The organism is Pectobacterium wasabiae CFBP 3304, assembly GCF_001742185.1.
Taxonomy (GTDB): Bacteria; Pseudomonadota; Gammaproteobacteria; order Enterobacterales; family Enterobacteriaceae; genus Pectobacterium; species Pectobacterium wasabiae.
On record NZ_CP015750.1, the window covers coordinates 903,200 to 920,000 of the forward strand.

Consider the following 16,801-nt stretch of genomic DNA (forward strand, 5'->3'; position numbering starts at 1 on the left):
ATGGGTAAGACGTTATATCAAAAACTGTACGACGCGCACATCGTGCATGAAGCGCCGAACGAAACACCGCTGCTGTATATCGACAGGCATCTGGTGCACGAAGTGACTTCCCCGCAGGCGTTCGACGGCCTGCGTGCGATGGGCCGCAAGGTTCGTCAGCCGGGGAAAACCTTCGCGACCATGGACCACAACGTGTCCACGCAGACCAAGGACATCAATGCCAGCGGTGAGATGGCTCGCATTCAGATGCAAGAGTTAATCAAGAACTGTGCGGAATTCGGCGTTCAACTGTATGACCTGAACCACCCGAATCAGGGTATCGTTCACGTTATCGGTCCTGAACAAGGGATGACGCTGCCGGGTATGACCATCGTTTGCGGTGACTCACACACGGCAACGCACGGCGCATTTGGTTCACTGGCTTTCGGTATCGGTACGTCGGAAGTGGAACATGTGCTGGCGACGCAAACCCTGAAACAGGGTCGTGCCAAAACCATGAAGATTGAAGTCACCGGCGATGCGGCACACGGCATCACCGCAAAAGACATCGTGCTGGCGATCATCGGTAAAACCGGTAGCGCGGGCGGCACCGGCCATGTGGTTGAGTTCTGCGGCAAAGCGATTCGTGCACTGAGCATGGAAGGCCGTATGACGCTGTGTAACATGGCCATTGAGATGGGTGCGAAGGCGGGTCTGGTTGCACCGGATGAAACCACGTTCAACTACCTGAAAGGCCGCCAGTTTGCACCGAAAGACGCCAACTGGGACGCCGCCGTTGCCTACTGGAGCACGCTGCAATCCGATGATGACGCGCAGTTCGACACTATCGTCACGCTGGATGCCGCGCAGATTGCACCACAGGTCACCTGGGGCACTAACCCCGGTCAGGTTATCGCCGTCAATCAGGAAATCCCTAACCCTGATTCTTTCAGCGATCCGGTAGAGCGCGCCTCTGCTGCCAAAGCGCTGGCGTATATGGATCTGCAACCCGGCATTAAACTGACCGACGTGAAGATCGATAAAGTCTTCATTGGTTCTTGCACCAACTCGCGTATCGAAGATTTACGCGCGGCGGCAGAGATTGCCAAAGGACGTAAAGTCGCTGCTGGCGTTCAGGCTATCGTCGTACCCGGCTCCGGCCCGGTAAAAACCATGGCGGAGCTGGAAGGGCTGGATAAAGTGTTCATCGAAGCCGGTTTTGAGTGGCGCTTACCGGGCTGCTCCATGTGTCTGGCGATGAACAATGACCGCCTGAACCCTGGCGAACGTTGTGCATCAACCAGCAACCGTAACTTTGAAGGCCGTCAGGGGCGCGCTGGCCGCACCCATCTGGTCAGCCCGGCAATGGCTGCGGCTGCGGCGGTGACGGGTCGCTTTGCCGACGTCCGCGAGTTGAATTAAGAGAGAAACCGACATGGCTAAATTTACCCAACACACAGGTCTGGTGGTTCCTCTGGATGCCGCTAACGTCGATACTGATGCCATCATTCCGAAGCAGTTTCTGCAAAAGGTGACGCGTACCGGTTTCGGCCAACACCTGTTTCACGACTGGCGTTTTCTGGACGATGCAGGCCAACAGCCCAACCCTGAGTTTGTGCTGAACAAGCCACAATACAAAGGGGCAAGTATCCTGCTGGCGCGCGAAAATTTCGGCTGTGGCTCTTCCCGTGAGCACGCGCCGTGGGCGCTGACCGATTACGGTTTCAATGTTGTTATCGCCCCAAGCTTCGCCGATATTTTCTACGGCAACTCGTTTAACAACCAGTTGCTGCCAGTGAAGTTGAGCGACGAAGAAGTGGACGAGCTGTTCAAACTGGTTGACGGTCAGGAAGGGATTACCTTCACCGTCGATCTAGAAAATCAGGTCGTTCAGGCAGGTAGTAAACGTTATCCGTTTGAAATCGACAGCTTCCGCCGTCACTGTATGATCAACGGATTAGACAGCATCGGTCTGACGCTGCAACACGAAGCATCGATTACCGAGTATGAAAAGAATCAGCCAGCCTTTCTGAACTGATTTAAGATTACTGATAGTCTGAAGCTCGCATCCTTGCGAGCTTTTTCTTTTTTAAATTAAACGCTAAAGCAAGGCGGCAATCATATAAAAAACCAGCATACTTAAGAGCACGGCTATCACAATATTTCTGATAAAAAATGAAATCACGATGCTCACAATCGCGCCGAGAAAATAAGGGTTATCAGGAAAGGCGCGAATCACGCCGTGGTCCATTAAAATAATCGGTCCGCAAATCGCAGTGAGTAAACAAGGCGCTGAATACTTTAATGCTCGATGGAGTAAAGCCGGAATTTTTACCGGTACGGCGGGCTCAAGAAAGATATAGCGATTAAAAAACACGATCCCCGACAGAACGAATATCAATAACCAACTCATTTCTCTTCCTTAAGCACAGATGCGATGAATACCGAGAAAAACATACCGCCGACACCGGCAATAGCGATGGCGCCTTCTATCTTGAAGTAGGTCAATAGCATCGACAGCAGCAGAGAGAACAGGACGCCAGAAAAAGTGCTGATCTTCTTGATCATCGGTACAACGATGGTGATGAACGTGGCAACAATAGAGTAATCAAGGTGATACTTATCCAAGTCAGGCACCGAAGACGCCATGAGCACACCGAGGATGCTGAAGATATTCCAAAAAACATAAAAGGTAAAACCCGCACCGATTAAATAACTGGCGCTGACATTGTTCTTTCGATCTTTCTTTTCACTGAGCGCAAAGAGTTCATCTGATAATAAAAAACCAATAGGCAGTCGTTTTCTTAATTTTAAGGTTGAAACATATTCGCGTAGCGTCAGACCATATATCAGGTGCTGTGCGGTGATAAAAAACACGGAGATTAATAGCGTCGCAACATTCGCCCCGGACATGAGTAAGCCCAGCGAAACGAGCTGCGCTGCCCCCGCGAAAATAATCGCTGACATCCCGATACTTTGCCCGACGGATAATCCCGATTGAATAGCCATCGAACCAGCAAGAATCCCCCAGGGCACAACTGATAAACAGAGAGGAAGCATTTCAACCACGCCGGTCATAAAGTGCTTCCACGGGCTAATCGCGTCTTTTGATGACGACGATGAACGGGCTACGGTGTTTTCCATATAACCTTGCACTACCATAAATAAATCGATAGCGGAAAATTAACAAAACGCCTTTTAATAGTATTGGATAAAGTTGCTGCGCCTCAGAATAGAGAACGAGCCTATTCATACCCTCAATAACCCGAGTTTCAGGACAAAAACGTTAACGTTTTGAACAACGCACAGGCAACTTGAAGTATGACAGGTTATACGTTGCCTTTAGCAAACTCCCCTGGCGTCAACCCCAACGAATTTTTGAAATGACGATGAAAGTGGCTTTGATCGGTAAAACCACACTGCACCGACACATCAAGAATAGTATTGCCTTTACGTAATAGATCTTTCGCCTTACGCAGACGTGCCTGAATCAAATAAGCGTGGGGCGTAATACCGACTACTGCCTTAAATTGTCGTAAGAAGTGCCACACGCTAAGCTCGGCGAGAGCTGCCAGTTCAACAAGAGCCAGTTCTCTCTCGGGATAGCTGTCTATAAAGGCTTTAACATTCAGTATATTTTGAGTCGCAACGGGAAGTATTTGTGGCGTCAGGCGAGTCTTGCTATAGCGCATCGTCAGCCAGGTTAATGACGACAGCAGCAGCGTTTCTTTCAATAACATATTGCCCGGCTGAGCAAGCATATTGAAGGTCATGAGCAGTTGTTCAGCCAATCCGGGATCGTGCACCACCGCATCGGGAAACCACGGAACGGAATCTTTAGTGCGGTGAATATCCTGATTAATCGAGCGAAAAAGATCGGGATGCGGATAAATGGCCCGATAGGCCCAGCCAGTGTCTACCTCAGAACTGCCCGTATGCACATCGTCCGCATTCACCAGAATGATGTCACCTTTGGGCGCAACGTGCTCTGCACCAGAGCGATAAAAGCGTTGAGCGCCCTGCTCAATCACGCTGATGCAATAAGTATCATGAACATGACGAGGAAAGCGCTGCTGGTAGTACTGCGCCTGCAACATATCCAGACCGCCGAGTGCTTCAAGGTGTCTGAAGTTTGTCTGCTCTTGCGCAACCGGCTTTTTATGCACGCGTTAACCCTCTTATCATTTGTACAAAATTGCTCAGGCAGAAAAATAATAGGCGATCTTCATCATCCAGAAACGGTGTACCTGTTTCACTGATTCTATCAGAAGCGGACTCACATCCCCATGCTGGAAAAAACAGCAAAAAAAGCCAGCGACAAAAGCCGCTGGCGATCGATGATACATCTCTGTCTTTTTTACCGCTCTGGCTTTTTTACCAACAGGATTACATCAGATGAAAACGGGACACGCCAAGATTCAACCGCTCAGCCTGCTGCTCCAGCGATGCGGCAGACGAGGAGGCTTCCAGCACCAACGTCGCGTTTTGTTGCGTGACTCGATCCATTTCTGATATTGCTAACGACACCTGATTGATGCCGCTGCTTTGTTCATCGGAAGCCAGCGCGATCTCATTCATGATTCGAGTAACGTTATTAATTTCCGCGACAATCTCACCCATCGCTTTACCCGCTTCGGATGCCAGCGTCGTTCCCTCCGTTACTCTGGCTTCGGATTCTTTAATCAACGCGGCAATTTCTGTTGCAGCGTTAGCCGCACGCTGTGCCAGACTACGTACTTCTCCTGCAACCACCGCGAATCCTTTGCCCTGCTCGCCTGCTCTGGCGGCTTCAACCGCCGCATTAAGCGCCAGAATATTGGTCTGGAATGCAATCCCATTAATGAGCGAGATAATCTCAGAAATTTTATCTGAACTCTTGGCAATGCCGGCCATAGAACCGACAACCTGTTCCACAATATCGCCACCGTTCACCGCTTTAGATGACGTATCCGTCGCTGCCTTGCTGGCATGATGCGCATTATCAGTATTCTGCTTCACCGCTGCGGTGAGCTGTTCCATGCTGGCTGCCGTTTCCGCCAGCGCTGCGGCCTGCTGTTCCGTCCGGGCGGATAAGTCGGTATTACCGACAGCAATTTTTGTCGAACTGCTGTGAATCGACTCCGCACTATCACGCACCGAGCCAACGGTCTCTGAGAGTGAATCCTGCATTTGCTGGATATTGTCCCCCAAAATACCAATTTCATTTCTTCCCACATCCACACTCGTGCGCGTTAAATCTCCCTGCGCGATCGCTTGTATACGCGACACCCAATACTGTATTGGATTAATAATGACCCGGCGAATTAATAAGAACGTCATACCGGTTAACACGATGGCAAGAATAAACGCCCCCGTCATGAGCGTATATCCCAGCGTTGAATGTCTGTCGGCCGTCACATTAATATTTTTTGCCATCTCAACCCGATAAAGGTAAGACGCTTTCAGCGGCACGTCATACTCATCGTCCAACTTAGACAGGGTGGTCGACTCAAACGCATTGAGTTCGTCAACATTGCCCCGTTTCGCTATATCAAACATCGGCTTGATACCCCGCTCGACATAATCGCTATAGCGTGCTTTCAGTTCATTATCACGTGCTTGTTCAACGTCAGCGCGAACCGCTCTATTTTGATATCCGTTAAACATTTGCTGCGACATCGCCAGCCGTTCTTCGGCGGCTTTCATACTGGCGTTGTAACTGTCCGTAAGACCATTATGTAAGTGGTTCACCGCATGCAGCAAATTCATACGTGCCGCACGCATATGATTCGCGCTATCAACTAACTCCATCCGAACGTTCAATTCCAGCGTTGATTCATTTAATGACAATTCTGCTTGCTTCAAAAAATAGGATGATGTTGCGACAGCCAGGGCAAAGAGCAGTAAAACACCAGAAAAAACAACGATAAAAAGAGGTGTTAGCTTAATATTATGTACCCCGGGGGCGGACCGCCAGGATTCTGGTTTTTCGTAAAGCGCTATTGACTGATACGGTACATCGCTCATTTTTACATCCGTCGAGTTATTCAGAAAGTTGCTGTGAAGTAAATTTCAGGTAAGTAATAAAAAATAAAACACCACCACATGTTACATATTAATTAAAGATTGTGACAACCTGCGTTAAATGCAAGAAAAAAAATAGTAACCTATAAAAAATAATTTTATCTATAAGATCATCATCACAAAAAAACGTCATTTTAACGATAATGATTTCAATTAAAAACAATTCATAATGTGAATAATTACATGCAGTTATTTAGCAACCCAGTTAATTTCTTTGCGTTACGATTTATTATTAGTATAGAAACACATTCACAGAATTGTTTAATTTTAATGACAATAGATTTCATCCTAATATTCAATGTTGAGTATTAAATCATCGTTACTTTAGCAATCGCTGAATACCCCCCTCTGCGAGCATAATCCCTCTCCTGTCTTCTACTTTCTTTTGCGAAGCCGCGCGCAGGCTTATCACATCGTTCAATTTTCAGAGAAATAAGCGGATATATTTCATTCTCGACCAATAACGATGTTGACATCCGTCAACAATTGAATTTACCATGGCTCTCTATAGCGATGAAAAAACATCCAAATAAGCACATTCAAGCAGCTATTGAATACGCATTAGCGCAGGGCTGGCGTTTTTATTCTAGTAGTGGGCATGCATTTGGCAGGCTTGTCTGCGGTACTCCGAACCACAGTACTCACATGATGAGTATTTGGTCCACGCCATCAGTCCCAGAAAACCACGCAAAGCAAATCCGCCGCAACGTCGATAGCTGTCTGGCAATGCAGAAACAATAGAAGATACATACGGTTTAGCGAGGAATTTATGACAACGTATCACTTTTCTCTCACGCTATCGGGCGTTTCTGCAGATACCATAGGACTGGAGGATGCGCTTTTTTCCAGCGGCTGTGACGATGCTCTGGTCTGCTTTTATGGCAACGCTGTCTATCTCGAATTTGATCGAGAAAGCCCCCTTTTTTCTACCGCAGTCATCAGCGCTATTCATGACATTGAGTCCGCAGGTATCCAGGCAAACGTCCACTCCGTCGATGCAGCCTGGGTTGGGATCAGTGATATCGCGGCCTTATCCGCGCTATCGCGTCAAGCCATTGCGCTTCTCAAAGATGGAAAACGTGGCGCGGGCGATTTTCCCTCTCCGGTTCAACGCTTACGTGGTACATCGCCGCTATGGGAATGGAGTGATGTCGCCGACTGGCTAGCTAAACAAAAAAAAATACCACAGGAATTAGCCGACAACGCCCAGGAGCTTGCCACGATTAATCTGGCCTTGCAGATACGCAATGCACACCAGCAGGACGAATTAGCACGTTATTGTGCATTACTCAGCGAGGGTAAATTATTACGTGAACACTGCCGCTGATATCTCTTTGCCGCAAACTATCAGCGAAAAACCAAAAGGCGATAAGCAGGTCAGCACCATAAAAAAAACCAGCGAGAGAACTCGCTGGTTGGTGAAACATCACCATTACTCAGAATACGTTTCCTCACACCACCTAGAGCCAATGCCGATATTCGTCGTCGGACATGTCGTTCAGGTGCCACTGCGTCGCCTGCTGCAACAGTGCGATTCGCTGCTGGGCAGACATCCATCGCAACCACGTCGCTTTACAGGTCGATAAGTAGGTTTGATAGAACTGGGACAAACGGGAAATCGCCATGAGCCACCTCCTTTATTTCCTTGTTGAAAAGTATCGACGTAATATAGGGAAAGATAAATTGATGACTTTAGTGCAGGGAGTTCCTCTTTTATGTCTTCTCCTCGATTGCAACAACAGTTCATCCGCCTGTGGCAACACTTTCAGGGGCAAACCACCGATACCACGCTGCAAGAACTGACCGGGGTACTTAACTGCTCACGCCGCCATATCCGCTCGTTATTGAACGCAATGCAGCAAGAAGGCTGGCTCATCTGGCAGGCAGAAGCTGGGAGAGGAAAACGTTCGCAGCTCTCCTTTGTGTACACCGGATTAGCGCTACAGCAGCAGCGTGCCGAAGATCTGCTGGAACAGGATCGTATTGAGCAACTGGTGCAACTGGTCGGTGACAAAGAAGCGGTGCGCCAGATGCTACTCTCTCACCTTGGGCGAAGTTTCCGGCAAGGCAAGCACATTCTGCGCATCCTCTATTACCGCCCGTTAGGCAATTTACTGCCAAGTTCAGCACTGCGGCGTTCAGAAATGCATATTGCGCGACAAATTTTTAGCGGATTAACCAACATAAATGAGGAAAATGGGGAACTGAAACCCGATCTGGCTCATCATTGGCAGCAATTATCTCCCTTGCACTGGCGCTTTTATCTGCGTCCGGCAATCCGTTTCCATCACGGTCGTGAACTCACGATGGACGACATCACCACATCGTTATCGCGCCTCGCTCCGCTTCCGCTCTTTTCCCATATTGAAGCGGTGACCTCACCGATGCCGTTTGTGATTGATATCAAGCTGAGCAGCCCAGATAAATGGCTACCGTGGCTCCTGGCCAGCGTACACGCCATGATCCTGCCGCAAGAGTGGCAAACGCTGCCGAATTTTGCACAGCACCCGATTGGCACCGGGCCTTACGCGGTGGTACGCAATAACAGCAGCCAGTTGAAAATCCGGGCTTTCGATGACTATTTTGGCTATCGGGCGCTGATTGATGAGGTCAACATCTGGGTCTTACCGGATGAACCGGAAGAAATGCCAGTGTCTGTCCAATTCCAGTCTGATGAGTCTCATCATGAACAGTTGGAAAGTAGAATGGAGGAAGGCGGTTATTTCCTGTTATTCGACAAGCGCTCGCAGTTGAACCAACGCCCAGAGGTTCAGCAATGGCTCAGACAGGTATTTAACCCTATTTCGCTGCTCAGCCATGCCAATACCAGCAACCAGCGCGACTGGTCGCCCGCCTATAGCCTGCTGCCACGCTGGCATCACCATCATCCCGATACGCCACAGTCCATTCCTGAAGGGCTAACAGAAGTCACGCTTACGTTCTATCAGGAACATCCGGAGTATCGGATATTAAGCGAGATTATGCGCACACTGCTGGCGCAACAGGGCATCACCCTGCATGTTCAGATCATCAGCTACGAAGACTGGTATCAGGGCAATGCCGCAAGCGATATCTGGTTTGGTAGCCTGAATTGTTACCTGCCGCTCGAATTCTCTCTATTCGCCATGCTCTATGAGCTGCCACTGGTGCAACATTGCCTGAACGACGACCTGGGCACGGACGCACAGCAGTGGCGTAACCATACGTTGCCGATGGCGGAATGGTGTGAAAAGCTCATCAAGAGCGGGCAACTGCATCCGTTACTGCATCACTGGCTGCAACTTCAAGGGCAGCGCAGCATGCGCGGCGTCAGGATGAACATGCTGGGCTGGTTTGATTTTAAATCCGCCTGGTTCGCGCCGCCGGAACGCTGAGTACCGTTGAAAAAGGTGCGGGGCACGTTGAATCGCCCCGCACCCCGCGGTCTATTTTTGCAATTGCATCCGTAAGAAATGTTCGACGTCGACCGTCTCGTAACCATTGCGTTCATTGAACGTGCCGGATTTGTCCCACCACATGCCCTCTCCCAAAGCAAACGCAGCCCGATAGTGCGCCATTGCGTCATCTGGGGCCACCTTCAGATCCTTGCGCAATTTGTCCAGAGTCCATAGTGTCTTCTCAAAGACCTTCCCTGTGACACGTTCAACGACATCGGCAAGTTGCCCGTATGAAATAGTGTCACCTGCCACGTAGACCACCTCATTAGCCCGTCGTGGTTCAGCCAACAAAATTTCAGTCGTGAGCCAGCCAATATCTTCGGGGATCGTCACGGTCACTTGCGTATCCCAACTTCCCAGACCGTGAAGGATTCCGTGCTCCAGATCCACCACGCCGAAGACGGGTTCAAACAGGAAACTCGTGAACATACCAGTCGAAACAATCACCCATTCGGTACTCCGTTGGCTACGTAGCAGTTGTCTCACGTCGTATTGTTCATCAAAAACCGGATGGCCGCTTTTTCGACCCACAACGTCATAATCAACACCGAATTGCCAAGGGAAATAGCGCGCGACGTTGGCAGCCAACACCGATCTGGTTATTTTCATCTGAGTGCCTGGCCCCGCTACGAACCCCGAACAGTTCAATACCGTCTTATAATTCCTGAAAAGCTCGGTTAGAGCATGTTCATCAGAGGCCAGATCGAACCCGATAACGTCAACCCCTAGTGCACGGAGTTCGGTCAGTGTTGCCATCCCGTGCTCCGACGGATCGTTAACGGTGTCCGGCGAGACGAGTGCCGTGACCGACAACGGCAAGGTTCGCGCACGCGGTGCAAGAGCACGCAATACCGCCATACCGAGTTGCCCTGCGCCAAGCACAAGAATATCTTTCAACGCTGTTCCGCTATCATTCACGCCTTAACTCCTTCACAATTTCAAATTATCGCTATCATAGGGAATAGTGAACGCCCCATGTAGTCAGTGTGCTAACACGCCTTTTGTCCGATACTGCTTGTCAGAATAAGGACATTCAAAGATCGAGTGTCATGTTATACAAAAATGCGCAGATGATAAGATTCCGCCAGCTCACTTCATAATTTGAAAAAATCAAACGATAAGGTGATATGGCTGCTAACACGGCAGTACGCCTTACACGTTTCATCGCAAAATGGGGAGACATCATCGTATGGATCGGTTTCAGGCCATGGAGACATTTATCCGAGTGGTCGATGCGGGTAGTTTCAAAAAAGCGGCGGAAACAATGCATGTTCTGCCATCCACCGTCACCCGCAGCATCAAAGAACTCGAATCACATCTCGGCGCTCGGTTACTCAACCGAACGACGCGAGCACTCAGTATTACGGATATTGGCCTGCGCTATTACGACAGTTGCAAAGCGATCTTGCGGGATGTGCACGCGGCGGAAAGCGTAACGGCACAGCAAAAGGAGGAACTACAGGGAACGATCAGAATCGGGGCGACACCTTCTCTGGTCAAAAATTTCCTGATCCCGGCACTGCCGGACTTCTGTGAGCGTCATCCGGGAATAAGGTTGGACTTCCATCTGGGTGATGCCACTGTCGATATTGTCCAGCAGGGTATTGATTGTGTCATCAGAACCGGAGAACCCCCGTTATCACGACTGGCCGCACGACGTCTCGGGGCGTTCCATTGGACTATCTGCGCTTCCCCACGCTATCTCGAACAACATGGATACCCCACAACGTTGGACTCGCTCAAAGATCATGTCGCAGTGGGCTATATCCACAGCCGGGCAGCTCGTTCAATTAGTTGGGGGTTTCACGATGAAGCTCACACCGTAGCGATTCCGCTAGCAGGACAGATCAGCGTAAATGACACCGATGCCTATCTCGCCGCGGGTGTAGCGGGTCTGGGTCTACTACGCATTGCCAGTTATATGGTACGCCAGCAACTCTCTGATGGACATCTTGTCCGGCTGCTTCCTGATCTCGAAGCACCACGTGAACCTATTTTCATCCTCTACCCGCAAAGCCGCCACCTCTCGCCAGCTATCCGCGCCTTTATCGACTGGTGTACCGCACTAATCGAGCAGGAGGCAGTGAAATGGTGAATGTCCACAAACAGGACAACAGAGTTCATTACGTTAAGCGAGATTGTGCCTGTACTGTGGAGTATTCAAGCCTGGTTCGCGCCGCCGGAACGCTGAGAACCTTTCACTGCCCGACTTAACCCTTTACAATGAGTCGTTCTCAACGGGGTGCGGAAAATTTTTCGCTGAGAAGATACCCGTCGAACCTGATCCGGTTAATACCGGCGAAGGGATTTGAGAGTGCGGCTTATTGCTGCCTCGAAGTCCTTTGCCACCCTATGATTCTCAGGAGTGCAAAGTGTTAAATCAATTATTACACCGTTCAGCCATCGTGCTGAAAACCAGCCTGCCTTGTCTGTTACTGCTCTCAGCATCCGCTTTCGCCAAGCCCGCGCTTACCGTTTATACCTACGACTCATTCGCTTCCGAATGGGGTCCAGGCCCCGTCATTAAAACCGCGTTTGAAAAAGAGTGCGAGTGCGAACTGAATTTTGTCGCGCTGGAGGATGGCGCATCGCTGCTGAACCGTCTGCGTATGGAAGGCAAAAACAGCAAAGCGGATATCATTCTGGGGCTGGACAACAACCTGTTGCAGGCTGCGGAGCAAACCGGTCTGTTTACGCCACACGGTCAGGACACCAGCGCCGTCACAGTGCCGGGCGGCTGGAGCAATAAGACGTTCATCCCTTACGACTACGGCTATTTTGCTTTTGTGTATAACAAAGACACGCTGAAGAACCCGCCGAAAAGCCTGCATGAACTGCTGGACAGCAACGCACCGTGGAAAGTGATCTATCAGGATCCACGCACCAGCACGCCGGGGTTGGGCCTGCTGCTATGGATGCAGAAAGTGTACGGCGACGATGCGCCACAAGCCTGGCAGAAGCTGGCGAAAAAAACCGTTACCGTGACCAAAGGCTGGAGCGAAGCCTACGGCCTGTTCCTGAAAGGGGAAGCGGATCTGGTGCTGAGCTATACCACATCACCGGCTTATCACATCATCGAAGAGAAGAAAGACAACTACGCGGCGGCCACCTTTAGCGAAGGGCATTATCTGCAAATCGAAATCGCCGGGCAGTTGGCTTCCAGCAAAAATCCCGAGCTGGCAAAACGCTTTATGAAGTTCATCCTGAGCCCAACCTTCCAGCAGGCTATCCCCACCACGAACTGGATGTATCCGGCGGTGAAAACCGAACTGCCTGCGGGCTTCGCGACGCTTGCCGTGCCTGAGAAAGCCATGCAGTTCAGCGCACAAGAAGTCGCCGACCAAAGGACACAGTGGATTCAGGCATGGCAACGCGCCGTCAGCCACTGATCGGCGGACGTTTGTGGCCGGGACTACTGGCCACCTCGCTGTTAATTTCCGTTGCCGTACTGGCTTTCGGCGCACTGTGGCTACAGGCGCCCGAAAGTCAGTGGCGCACGCTATGGCATGACTGTTATCTCTGGCATGTCATTCGGTTTACCTTCTGGCAGGCGTTTCTCTCTGCACTGTTTTCTACCGTTCCCGCGATTTTCCTCGCCAGAGCGCTGTATCGGCGGCGTTTCCCCGGTCACCGTTGGCTGCTGCGCCTGTGCGCTATGACGCTGGTACTGCCCGTGCTGGTCGCCGTTTTTGGCCTACTCAGCGTATATGGCCGCCAAGGCTGGCTGGCCTCTGCGTTGGGCTGGTTTGACCTGAAATACACGTTCTCACCCTACGGATTGCAGGGCATCCTGCTGGCACATGTATTCTTCAATCTGCCGCTGGCAACCCGACTGCTGTTGCAATCCTTAGAGGGCATCGCCACCGAGCAGCGCCAGCTAGCCGCCAATTTAGGTATGAATAGCTGGCAACATTTCCGTCTGTTGGAATGGCCCAACCTGCGCAGGCAGATTTTACCCACCGGCGCGCTGATTTTTATGCTCTGCTTTGCCAGCTTTGCCACGGTGCTGTCGCTAGGCGGTGGCCCGCAGGCGACGACGATTGAGTTGGCTATCTATCAGGCATTGAGCTTTGATTATGATCCAGCGCGAGCAGCACTGCTGGCATTAATTCAGATGGTTTGCTGTCTAGGTTTGGTGCTGCTGAGCCAGCGGCTGGGACGCATTCTACCCGTCGGCAGCACGCAGCAGCTTGCCTGGCGCAACTTGCAGGATAGTACCTTAAGTCGCCTCACCGACGGCCTGCTGATCGGCGCACTGTTGCTGCTGGTCATTCCCCCTTTGCTAGCCGTGGTGGTCGATGGCGTGAATCGCTCGCTGGTTACCGTGCTGCAACAGCCCGTGCTCTGGCAAACGCTGTTTACCTCGCTGCGCATTGCCTTAGGCGCAGGATTGTTGTGTCTGGTGTTAACCATGATGCTGCTCTGGAGTAGCCGCGAGCTCAAGTTACGCCAGAAGCCACTCTACGGGCAGTTGATGAATCTGAGCGGCATGCTCATCCTCGCCATGCCCGGTATTGTGCTGGCAACCGGCTTTTTCCTGCTGCTGAATAACAGCATCGGGCTACCACAATCCCCCTATGCGCTGGTGGTGTTCACGAATGCGCTGATGGCAATTCCGTATGCCATTAAGGTGCTGGAAAATCCCATGCTGGACGTTGCCGAGCGCTATAACCGGCTCTGTACATCGCTGGATATTCGCGGCTGGCAGCGGCTGAAGCTGATCGAGCTGGCTGCGCTGAAGCAGCCGTTAGCTCAGGCGTTGGCCTTTTCCTGCGTGCTGTCAATCGGTGACTTCGGCGTCATCGCACTGTTCGGCAATGAGCAATTCCGCACGTTGCCATTCTATTTGTACCAGCAAATTGGTTCCTATCGCAGCGCCGATGGCGCAGTCACGGCACTGCTGTTGATGCTGCTGTGCTTTATGTTATTTACCCTGATTGAGAAACTGGCAGGCCGTCATGATCGCGCTTGAGAAATTGACCTACTTCTATCAGCACTTACCTATGCGCTTTGATTTTCACGTCAAACCGGGTGAGCGCATCGCCATCCTCGGCCCCAGTGGCGCAGGAAAAAGCACGCTGCTGAATCTGGTTGCCGGTTTCCTGATGGCGGATAGTGGTGAGTTACGGCTTAACGGCGCATCTCACCGCGAGACGCCTCCCGCGAAACGACCGGTTTCGATCCTGTTTCAGGAAAACAACCTGTTTCCTCACCTGACGATTGGGCAGAACATCGCGCTAGGATTGCACCCCGGCCTGCGACTCAGTGCCGCACAGCGTGAAACGCTACGGCAGATCGCCAATCGGGTCGGTCTGGCGGATCTTCTGGATCGGCTACCGTCGCAGGTTTCCGGTGGACAGCGTCAGCGCGCAGCATTGGCACGCTGTCTGGTGCGTCATCAACCGATTCTGCTGTTGGATGAACCGTTTTCGGCACTCGATCCCGCGCTGCGCCAGGAGATGCTCGATCTGGTTGAAAGCGTGTGTCAGGAGCGTCAGTTCACGCTGTTGATGGTGTCCCACAATCTGGATGATGCCATGCGGATCGCAAAACGCACGGTGCTGATCGTGGACGGGCAGATTTATTATGATGGGCCGACTCAGGCGCTACAGGATGGCAGCGCCGAGGCAGCCGCCATCCTGGGGATTTCGCGTCCGTCTTCGGATTGAGGAGTTAAGGCAAAGCCTGATAGCGCAGGTTACTGAACGTTACGTCGCCTTCGCCCGACGCGTAAAGGGCAGGCCGCAAACTGAGGAAGTCATACGCGACGTTGTGATGGTAGCCAGACACTTCCATCTGCACCGGATACTTCTTCCACGGTTCCTGATCCGAGGTTCGGGTGTAAAACGTCACGATATGACGGTCGTTTTTCATCCGAATTTGCACCTCATTGCCCGTGATGTGCGGTAGTTTCTTCTCCGCTCTTTCCAGCCCATAGCGGTGCATCACCGTCCCGTCCTGATTAAACGACAGCCCGACGTACAGCTTCGCATTGTAGAACAGCAGTAAACCGGCCTGCGCTCCGGGAGCGAAATTCGCCGTGACTTCAATTTGGTAAGCCTGATCGCCGGGGATCATCGTCAGCGGCGCGCTGTCTTTCGGCGACGTTCCTTTTGCCTTCAACTGTAGCTTACCGTCTTTAAGCGTGACCCGCTTCAGTTCTTCCGCATTGGCGCGGTAGAAATGCCAGCGGGCTGGAAATTTCTCGTCGGTAAAACTATCAGACCAACCGATACCGTGAGGCACCGCTTCGCCCCCTGCGGGTTTGCGAATCGGTTTGCCAGTATCGAATCCAGCAGAGGTAAACCAGCCATCATTCCCCCAGACGATCGGCTCCAACATCGCCTGACGTCCCAGCGTCATAAAGCCGTTTTCATAACCGTGGTACATCATGTACCAATTTTTATCCGGTCCTTCGATCAGCGTTGCGTGGCCGCGTGACCACCATTTTTCTGAACGATCCTGCGTGCGGATAATCGGGTTATGCGGTGAATTTTCCCACGGCCCGTTGATCGATTTCGATCGCGCGGCAATCACCATATGTCCGGTTGGTGGCCCAGCCGTGCCGCCTTCCGCCAGCACCATGTAGAAGTAATCGCCGTGGCGCAGCATCTTCGGCCCTTCCTGTGAGAAGCTTTCCACATCCCACTCTTCTGGATACTGCCACCCCTGATAGACCACCTCCATTTCACCGACCGTCGACAGCCCGTCATCGGTTAACTGCACGCGGTTGCCGCCAGACATAAAGATGTAACGCTTACCATCCTCCCCCACCACATGGCCGGGGTCGCTAGCCGGGTTTTTAAGACCGGTATCTTTCGGCGCTGTCCATGGGCCGCGAATATCATCGGCGGTAATCACATACAGCGTTTTCTTTTTCGTTCCTTTGGCGTCGATAATCCGGTTTGTAGTGAAGTAGATATAATATTTGCCGTCGTGTTTCACCAAATCCGGTGCCCAGATCGCGTCAACGGGCGTCGTTATCGCAGGGCCAAGCGGCTGCCAGTTCACCAGATCGCGCGAGTGCCAAATTAACAGTCCGGGGATGTCGTCAAAGGACGAAAACGTCATGTAGTAATCAGCGCCATCCTTGATAATGGTGGGATCAGGATGATCGCCCGCAATAATCGGGTTGAGATAACAACCATTACCCAAATCAGCCTGACGCTGCTGTTCAATACCGCGCATCCATTCATTGGCAGGGCCTGCCTGGCAGGCGATCGCCTGGCTGATACCTATTGCCATCAGTAAGATACCGCTTAATACACCTCTCCCCACTGCTCGGGACATGCCCATCTGTCACCACCCACTATCTCAATGAT

General features: G+C 51.5%; 16 protein-coding genes and 1 riboswitch. Of the genes, 9 read left to right on the top strand and 7 right to left on the bottom strand.

The features are described from left to right. Nucleotides 1-1,401 carry a 3-isopropylmalate dehydratase large subunit gene (gene leuC / locus A7983_RS04005; RefSeq protein WP_005975263.1) on the top strand — a complete coding sequence of 467 codons (1,401 nt, stop codon included), beginning with the start codon at nucleotides 1-3 and terminating at the stop codon, nucleotides 1,399-1,401. Between the two features lie 13 nt (nucleotides 1,402-1,414). Beyond that, on the top strand, nucleotides 1,415-2,017 hold the full coding sequence (leuD, locus tag A7983_RS04010; RefSeq protein WP_005975265.1) for a 3-isopropylmalate dehydratase small subunit: 603 nt from the start codon (nucleotides 1,415-1,417) through the stop codon (nucleotides 2,015-2,017). A gap of 63 nt (nucleotides 2,018-2,080) precedes the next feature. Here the strand turns inward: leuD and A7983_RS04015 are convergent, their stop codons facing one another. The 4 genes from A7983_RS04015 to A7983_RS04030 form a co-directional block, all read right to left on the bottom strand. Beyond that, nucleotides 2,081-2,392, bottom strand: a complete 312-nt coding sequence (locus tag A7983_RS04015) for an AzlD domain-containing protein (RefSeq protein ID WP_005975267.1) — start codon at nucleotides 2,390-2,392, stop codon at nucleotides 2,081-2,083. Beyond that, nucleotides 2,389-3,123: an AzlC family ABC transporter permease gene (locus tag A7983_RS04020; RefSeq protein WP_039478406.1), complete on the bottom strand. Its 735-nt coding sequence runs from the start codon at nucleotides 3,121-3,123 to the stop codon at nucleotides 2,389-2,391. The genes A7983_RS04015 and A7983_RS04020 overlap by 4 nt, the downstream gene beginning before the upstream one ends. Nucleotides 3,124-3,308: 185 nt before the next feature. After that, nucleotides 3,309-4,145 carry an AraC family transcriptional regulator gene (locus A7983_RS04025; RefSeq protein ID WP_005975271.1) on the bottom strand — a complete coding sequence of 279 codons (837 nt, stop codon included), beginning with the start codon at nucleotides 4,143-4,145 and terminating at the stop codon, nucleotides 3,309-3,311. A gap of 220 nt (nucleotides 4,146-4,365) precedes the next feature. Then, nucleotides 4,366-5,985, bottom strand: coding sequence for a methyl-accepting chemotaxis protein (locus A7983_RS04030; RefSeq protein ID WP_005975272.1), 1,620 nt, complete (start codon nucleotides 5,983-5,985; stop codon nucleotides 4,366-4,368). A gap of 570 nt (nucleotides 5,986-6,555) precedes the next feature. On the opposite strand from A7983_RS04030, the gene A7983_RS24300 reads away from it, so the two are divergent. Continuing rightward, a complete protein-coding gene (locus A7983_RS24300; RefSeq protein WP_071531154.1) occupies nucleotides 6,556-6,783 on the top strand; it encodes a hypothetical protein in 228 nt (75 codons plus the stop codon). A 28-nt stretch (nucleotides 6,784-6,811) separates the two neighbouring features. Further along, nucleotides 6,812-7,369: a helix-turn-helix transcriptional regulator gene (locus A7983_RS04035; RefSeq protein WP_005975274.1), complete on the top strand. Its 558-nt coding sequence runs from the start codon at nucleotides 6,812-6,814 to the stop codon at nucleotides 7,367-7,369. A gap of 133 nt (nucleotides 7,370-7,502) precedes the next feature. Here A7983_RS04035 and sgrT read toward each other — a convergent pair whose 3' ends face one another. Next, nucleotides 7,503-7,667, bottom strand: a complete 165-nt coding sequence (gene sgrT / locus A7983_RS04040) for a glucose uptake inhibitor SgrT (protein WP_005975276.1) — start codon at nucleotides 7,665-7,667, stop codon at nucleotides 7,503-7,505. 90 nt (nucleotides 7,668-7,757) lie between these two features. Between sgrT and sgrR the strand changes: the two genes are divergently transcribed. Next, entirely contained in the window at nucleotides 7,758-9,416 is a 1,659-nt protein-coding gene (gene sgrR, locus A7983_RS04045; RefSeq protein WP_005975278.1) for an HTH-type transcriptional regulator SgrR, read from the top strand. A gap of 51 nt (nucleotides 9,417-9,467) precedes the next feature. Here the strand turns inward: sgrR and A7983_RS04050 are convergent, their stop codons facing one another. Further along, on the bottom strand, nucleotides 9,468-10,397 hold the full coding sequence (locus A7983_RS04050) for an aromatic alcohol reductase (protein WP_005975280.1): 930 nt from the start codon (nucleotides 10,395-10,397) through the stop codon (nucleotides 9,468-9,470). Nucleotides 10,398-10,668: 271 nt separating this feature from the next. Here A7983_RS04050 and A7983_RS04055 point away from each other — a divergent pair, with 271 nt between their 5' ends. The 4 genes from A7983_RS04055 (at nucleotide 10,669) to thiQ (ending at nucleotide 15,148) form a co-directional block, all read left to right on the top strand. Continuing rightward, entirely contained in the window at nucleotides 10,669-11,574 is a 906-nt protein-coding gene (locus A7983_RS04055; RefSeq protein ID WP_005975282.1) for a LysR family transcriptional regulator, read from the top strand. A gap of 133 nt (nucleotides 11,575-11,707) precedes the next feature. Continuing rightward, a riboswitch (TPP riboswitch) is annotated at nucleotides 11,708-11,804 on the top strand. Nucleotides 11,805-11,884: 80 nt separating this feature from the next. After that, the gene (gene thiB / locus A7983_RS04060; protein ID WP_152413563.1) at nucleotides 11,885-12,868 is read left to right on the top strand and encodes a thiamine ABC transporter substrate binding subunit; all 984 of its coding nucleotides are present in this window, start codon (nucleotides 11,885-11,887) and stop codon (nucleotides 12,866-12,868) included. Continuing rightward, nucleotides 12,844-14,451, top strand: a complete 1,608-nt coding sequence (thiP, locus tag A7983_RS04065) for a thiamine/thiamine pyrophosphate ABC transporter permease ThiP (RefSeq protein WP_005975288.1) — start codon at nucleotides 12,844-12,846, stop codon at nucleotides 14,449-14,451. Before thiB ends, thiP begins: the two co-directional genes overlap by 25 nt. Beyond that, nucleotides 14,438-15,148, top strand: coding sequence for a thiamine ABC transporter ATP-binding protein ThiQ (gene thiQ / locus A7983_RS04070; protein ID WP_005975290.1), 711 nt, complete (start codon nucleotides 14,438-14,440; stop codon nucleotides 15,146-15,148). Before thiP ends, thiQ begins: the two co-directional genes overlap by 14 nt. A gap of 4 nt (nucleotides 15,149-15,152) precedes the next feature. Here thiQ and A7983_RS04075 read toward each other — a convergent pair whose 3' ends face one another. Next, nucleotides 15,153-16,775, bottom strand: a complete 1,623-nt coding sequence (locus A7983_RS04075) for a family 43 glycosylhydrolase (RefSeq protein WP_005975293.1) — start codon at nucleotides 16,773-16,775, stop codon at nucleotides 15,153-15,155. Between the last annotated feature and the right edge of the window lie 26 nt (nucleotides 16,776-16,801).

Coding starts and splice junctions, on each gene's coding strand:
- leuC (WP_005975263.1), top strand. CDS start 1: ATGGGTAAGACGTTATATCAAAAACTGTACGACGCGCACATCGTGCAT.
- leuD (WP_005975265.1), top strand. CDS start 1,415: ATGGCTAAATTTACCCAACACACAGGTCTGGTGGTTCCTCTGGATGCC.
- A7983_RS04015 (WP_005975267.1), bottom strand. CDS start 2,392: ATGAGTTGGTTATTGATATTCGTTCTGTCGGGGATCGTGTTTTTTAAT.
- A7983_RS04020 (WP_039478406.1), bottom strand. CDS start 3,123: ATGGAAAACACCGTAGCCCGTTCATCGTCGTCATCAAAAGACGCGATT.
- A7983_RS04030 (WP_005975272.1), bottom strand. CDS start 5,985: ATGAGCGATGTACCGTATCAGTCAATAGCGCTTTACGAAAAACCAGAA.
- A7983_RS24300 (WP_071531154.1), top strand. CDS start 6,556: ATGAAAAAACATCCAAATAAGCACATTCAAGCAGCTATTGAATACGCA.
- A7983_RS04035 (WP_005975274.1), top strand. CDS start 6,812: ATGACAACGTATCACTTTTCTCTCACGCTATCGGGCGTTTCTGCAGAT.
- sgrT (WP_005975276.1), bottom strand. CDS start 7,667: ATGGCGATTTCCCGTTTGTCCCAGTTCTATCAAACCTACTTATCGACC.
- sgrR (WP_005975278.1), top strand. CDS start 7,758: ATGTCTTCTCCTCGATTGCAACAACAGTTCATCCGCCTGTGGCAACAC.
- A7983_RS04055 (WP_005975282.1), top strand. CDS start 10,669: ATGGATCGGTTTCAGGCCATGGAGACATTTATCCGAGTGGTCGATGCG.
- thiP (WP_005975288.1), top strand. CDS start 12,844: ATGGCAACGCGCCGTCAGCCACTGATCGGCGGACGTTTGTGGCCGGGA.
- thiQ (WP_005975290.1), top strand. CDS start 14,438: ATGATCGCGCTTGAGAAATTGACCTACTTCTATCAGCACTTACCTATG.
- A7983_RS04075 (WP_005975293.1), bottom strand. CDS start 16,775: ATGGGCATGTCCCGAGCAGTGGGGAGAGGTGTATTAAGCGGTATCTTA.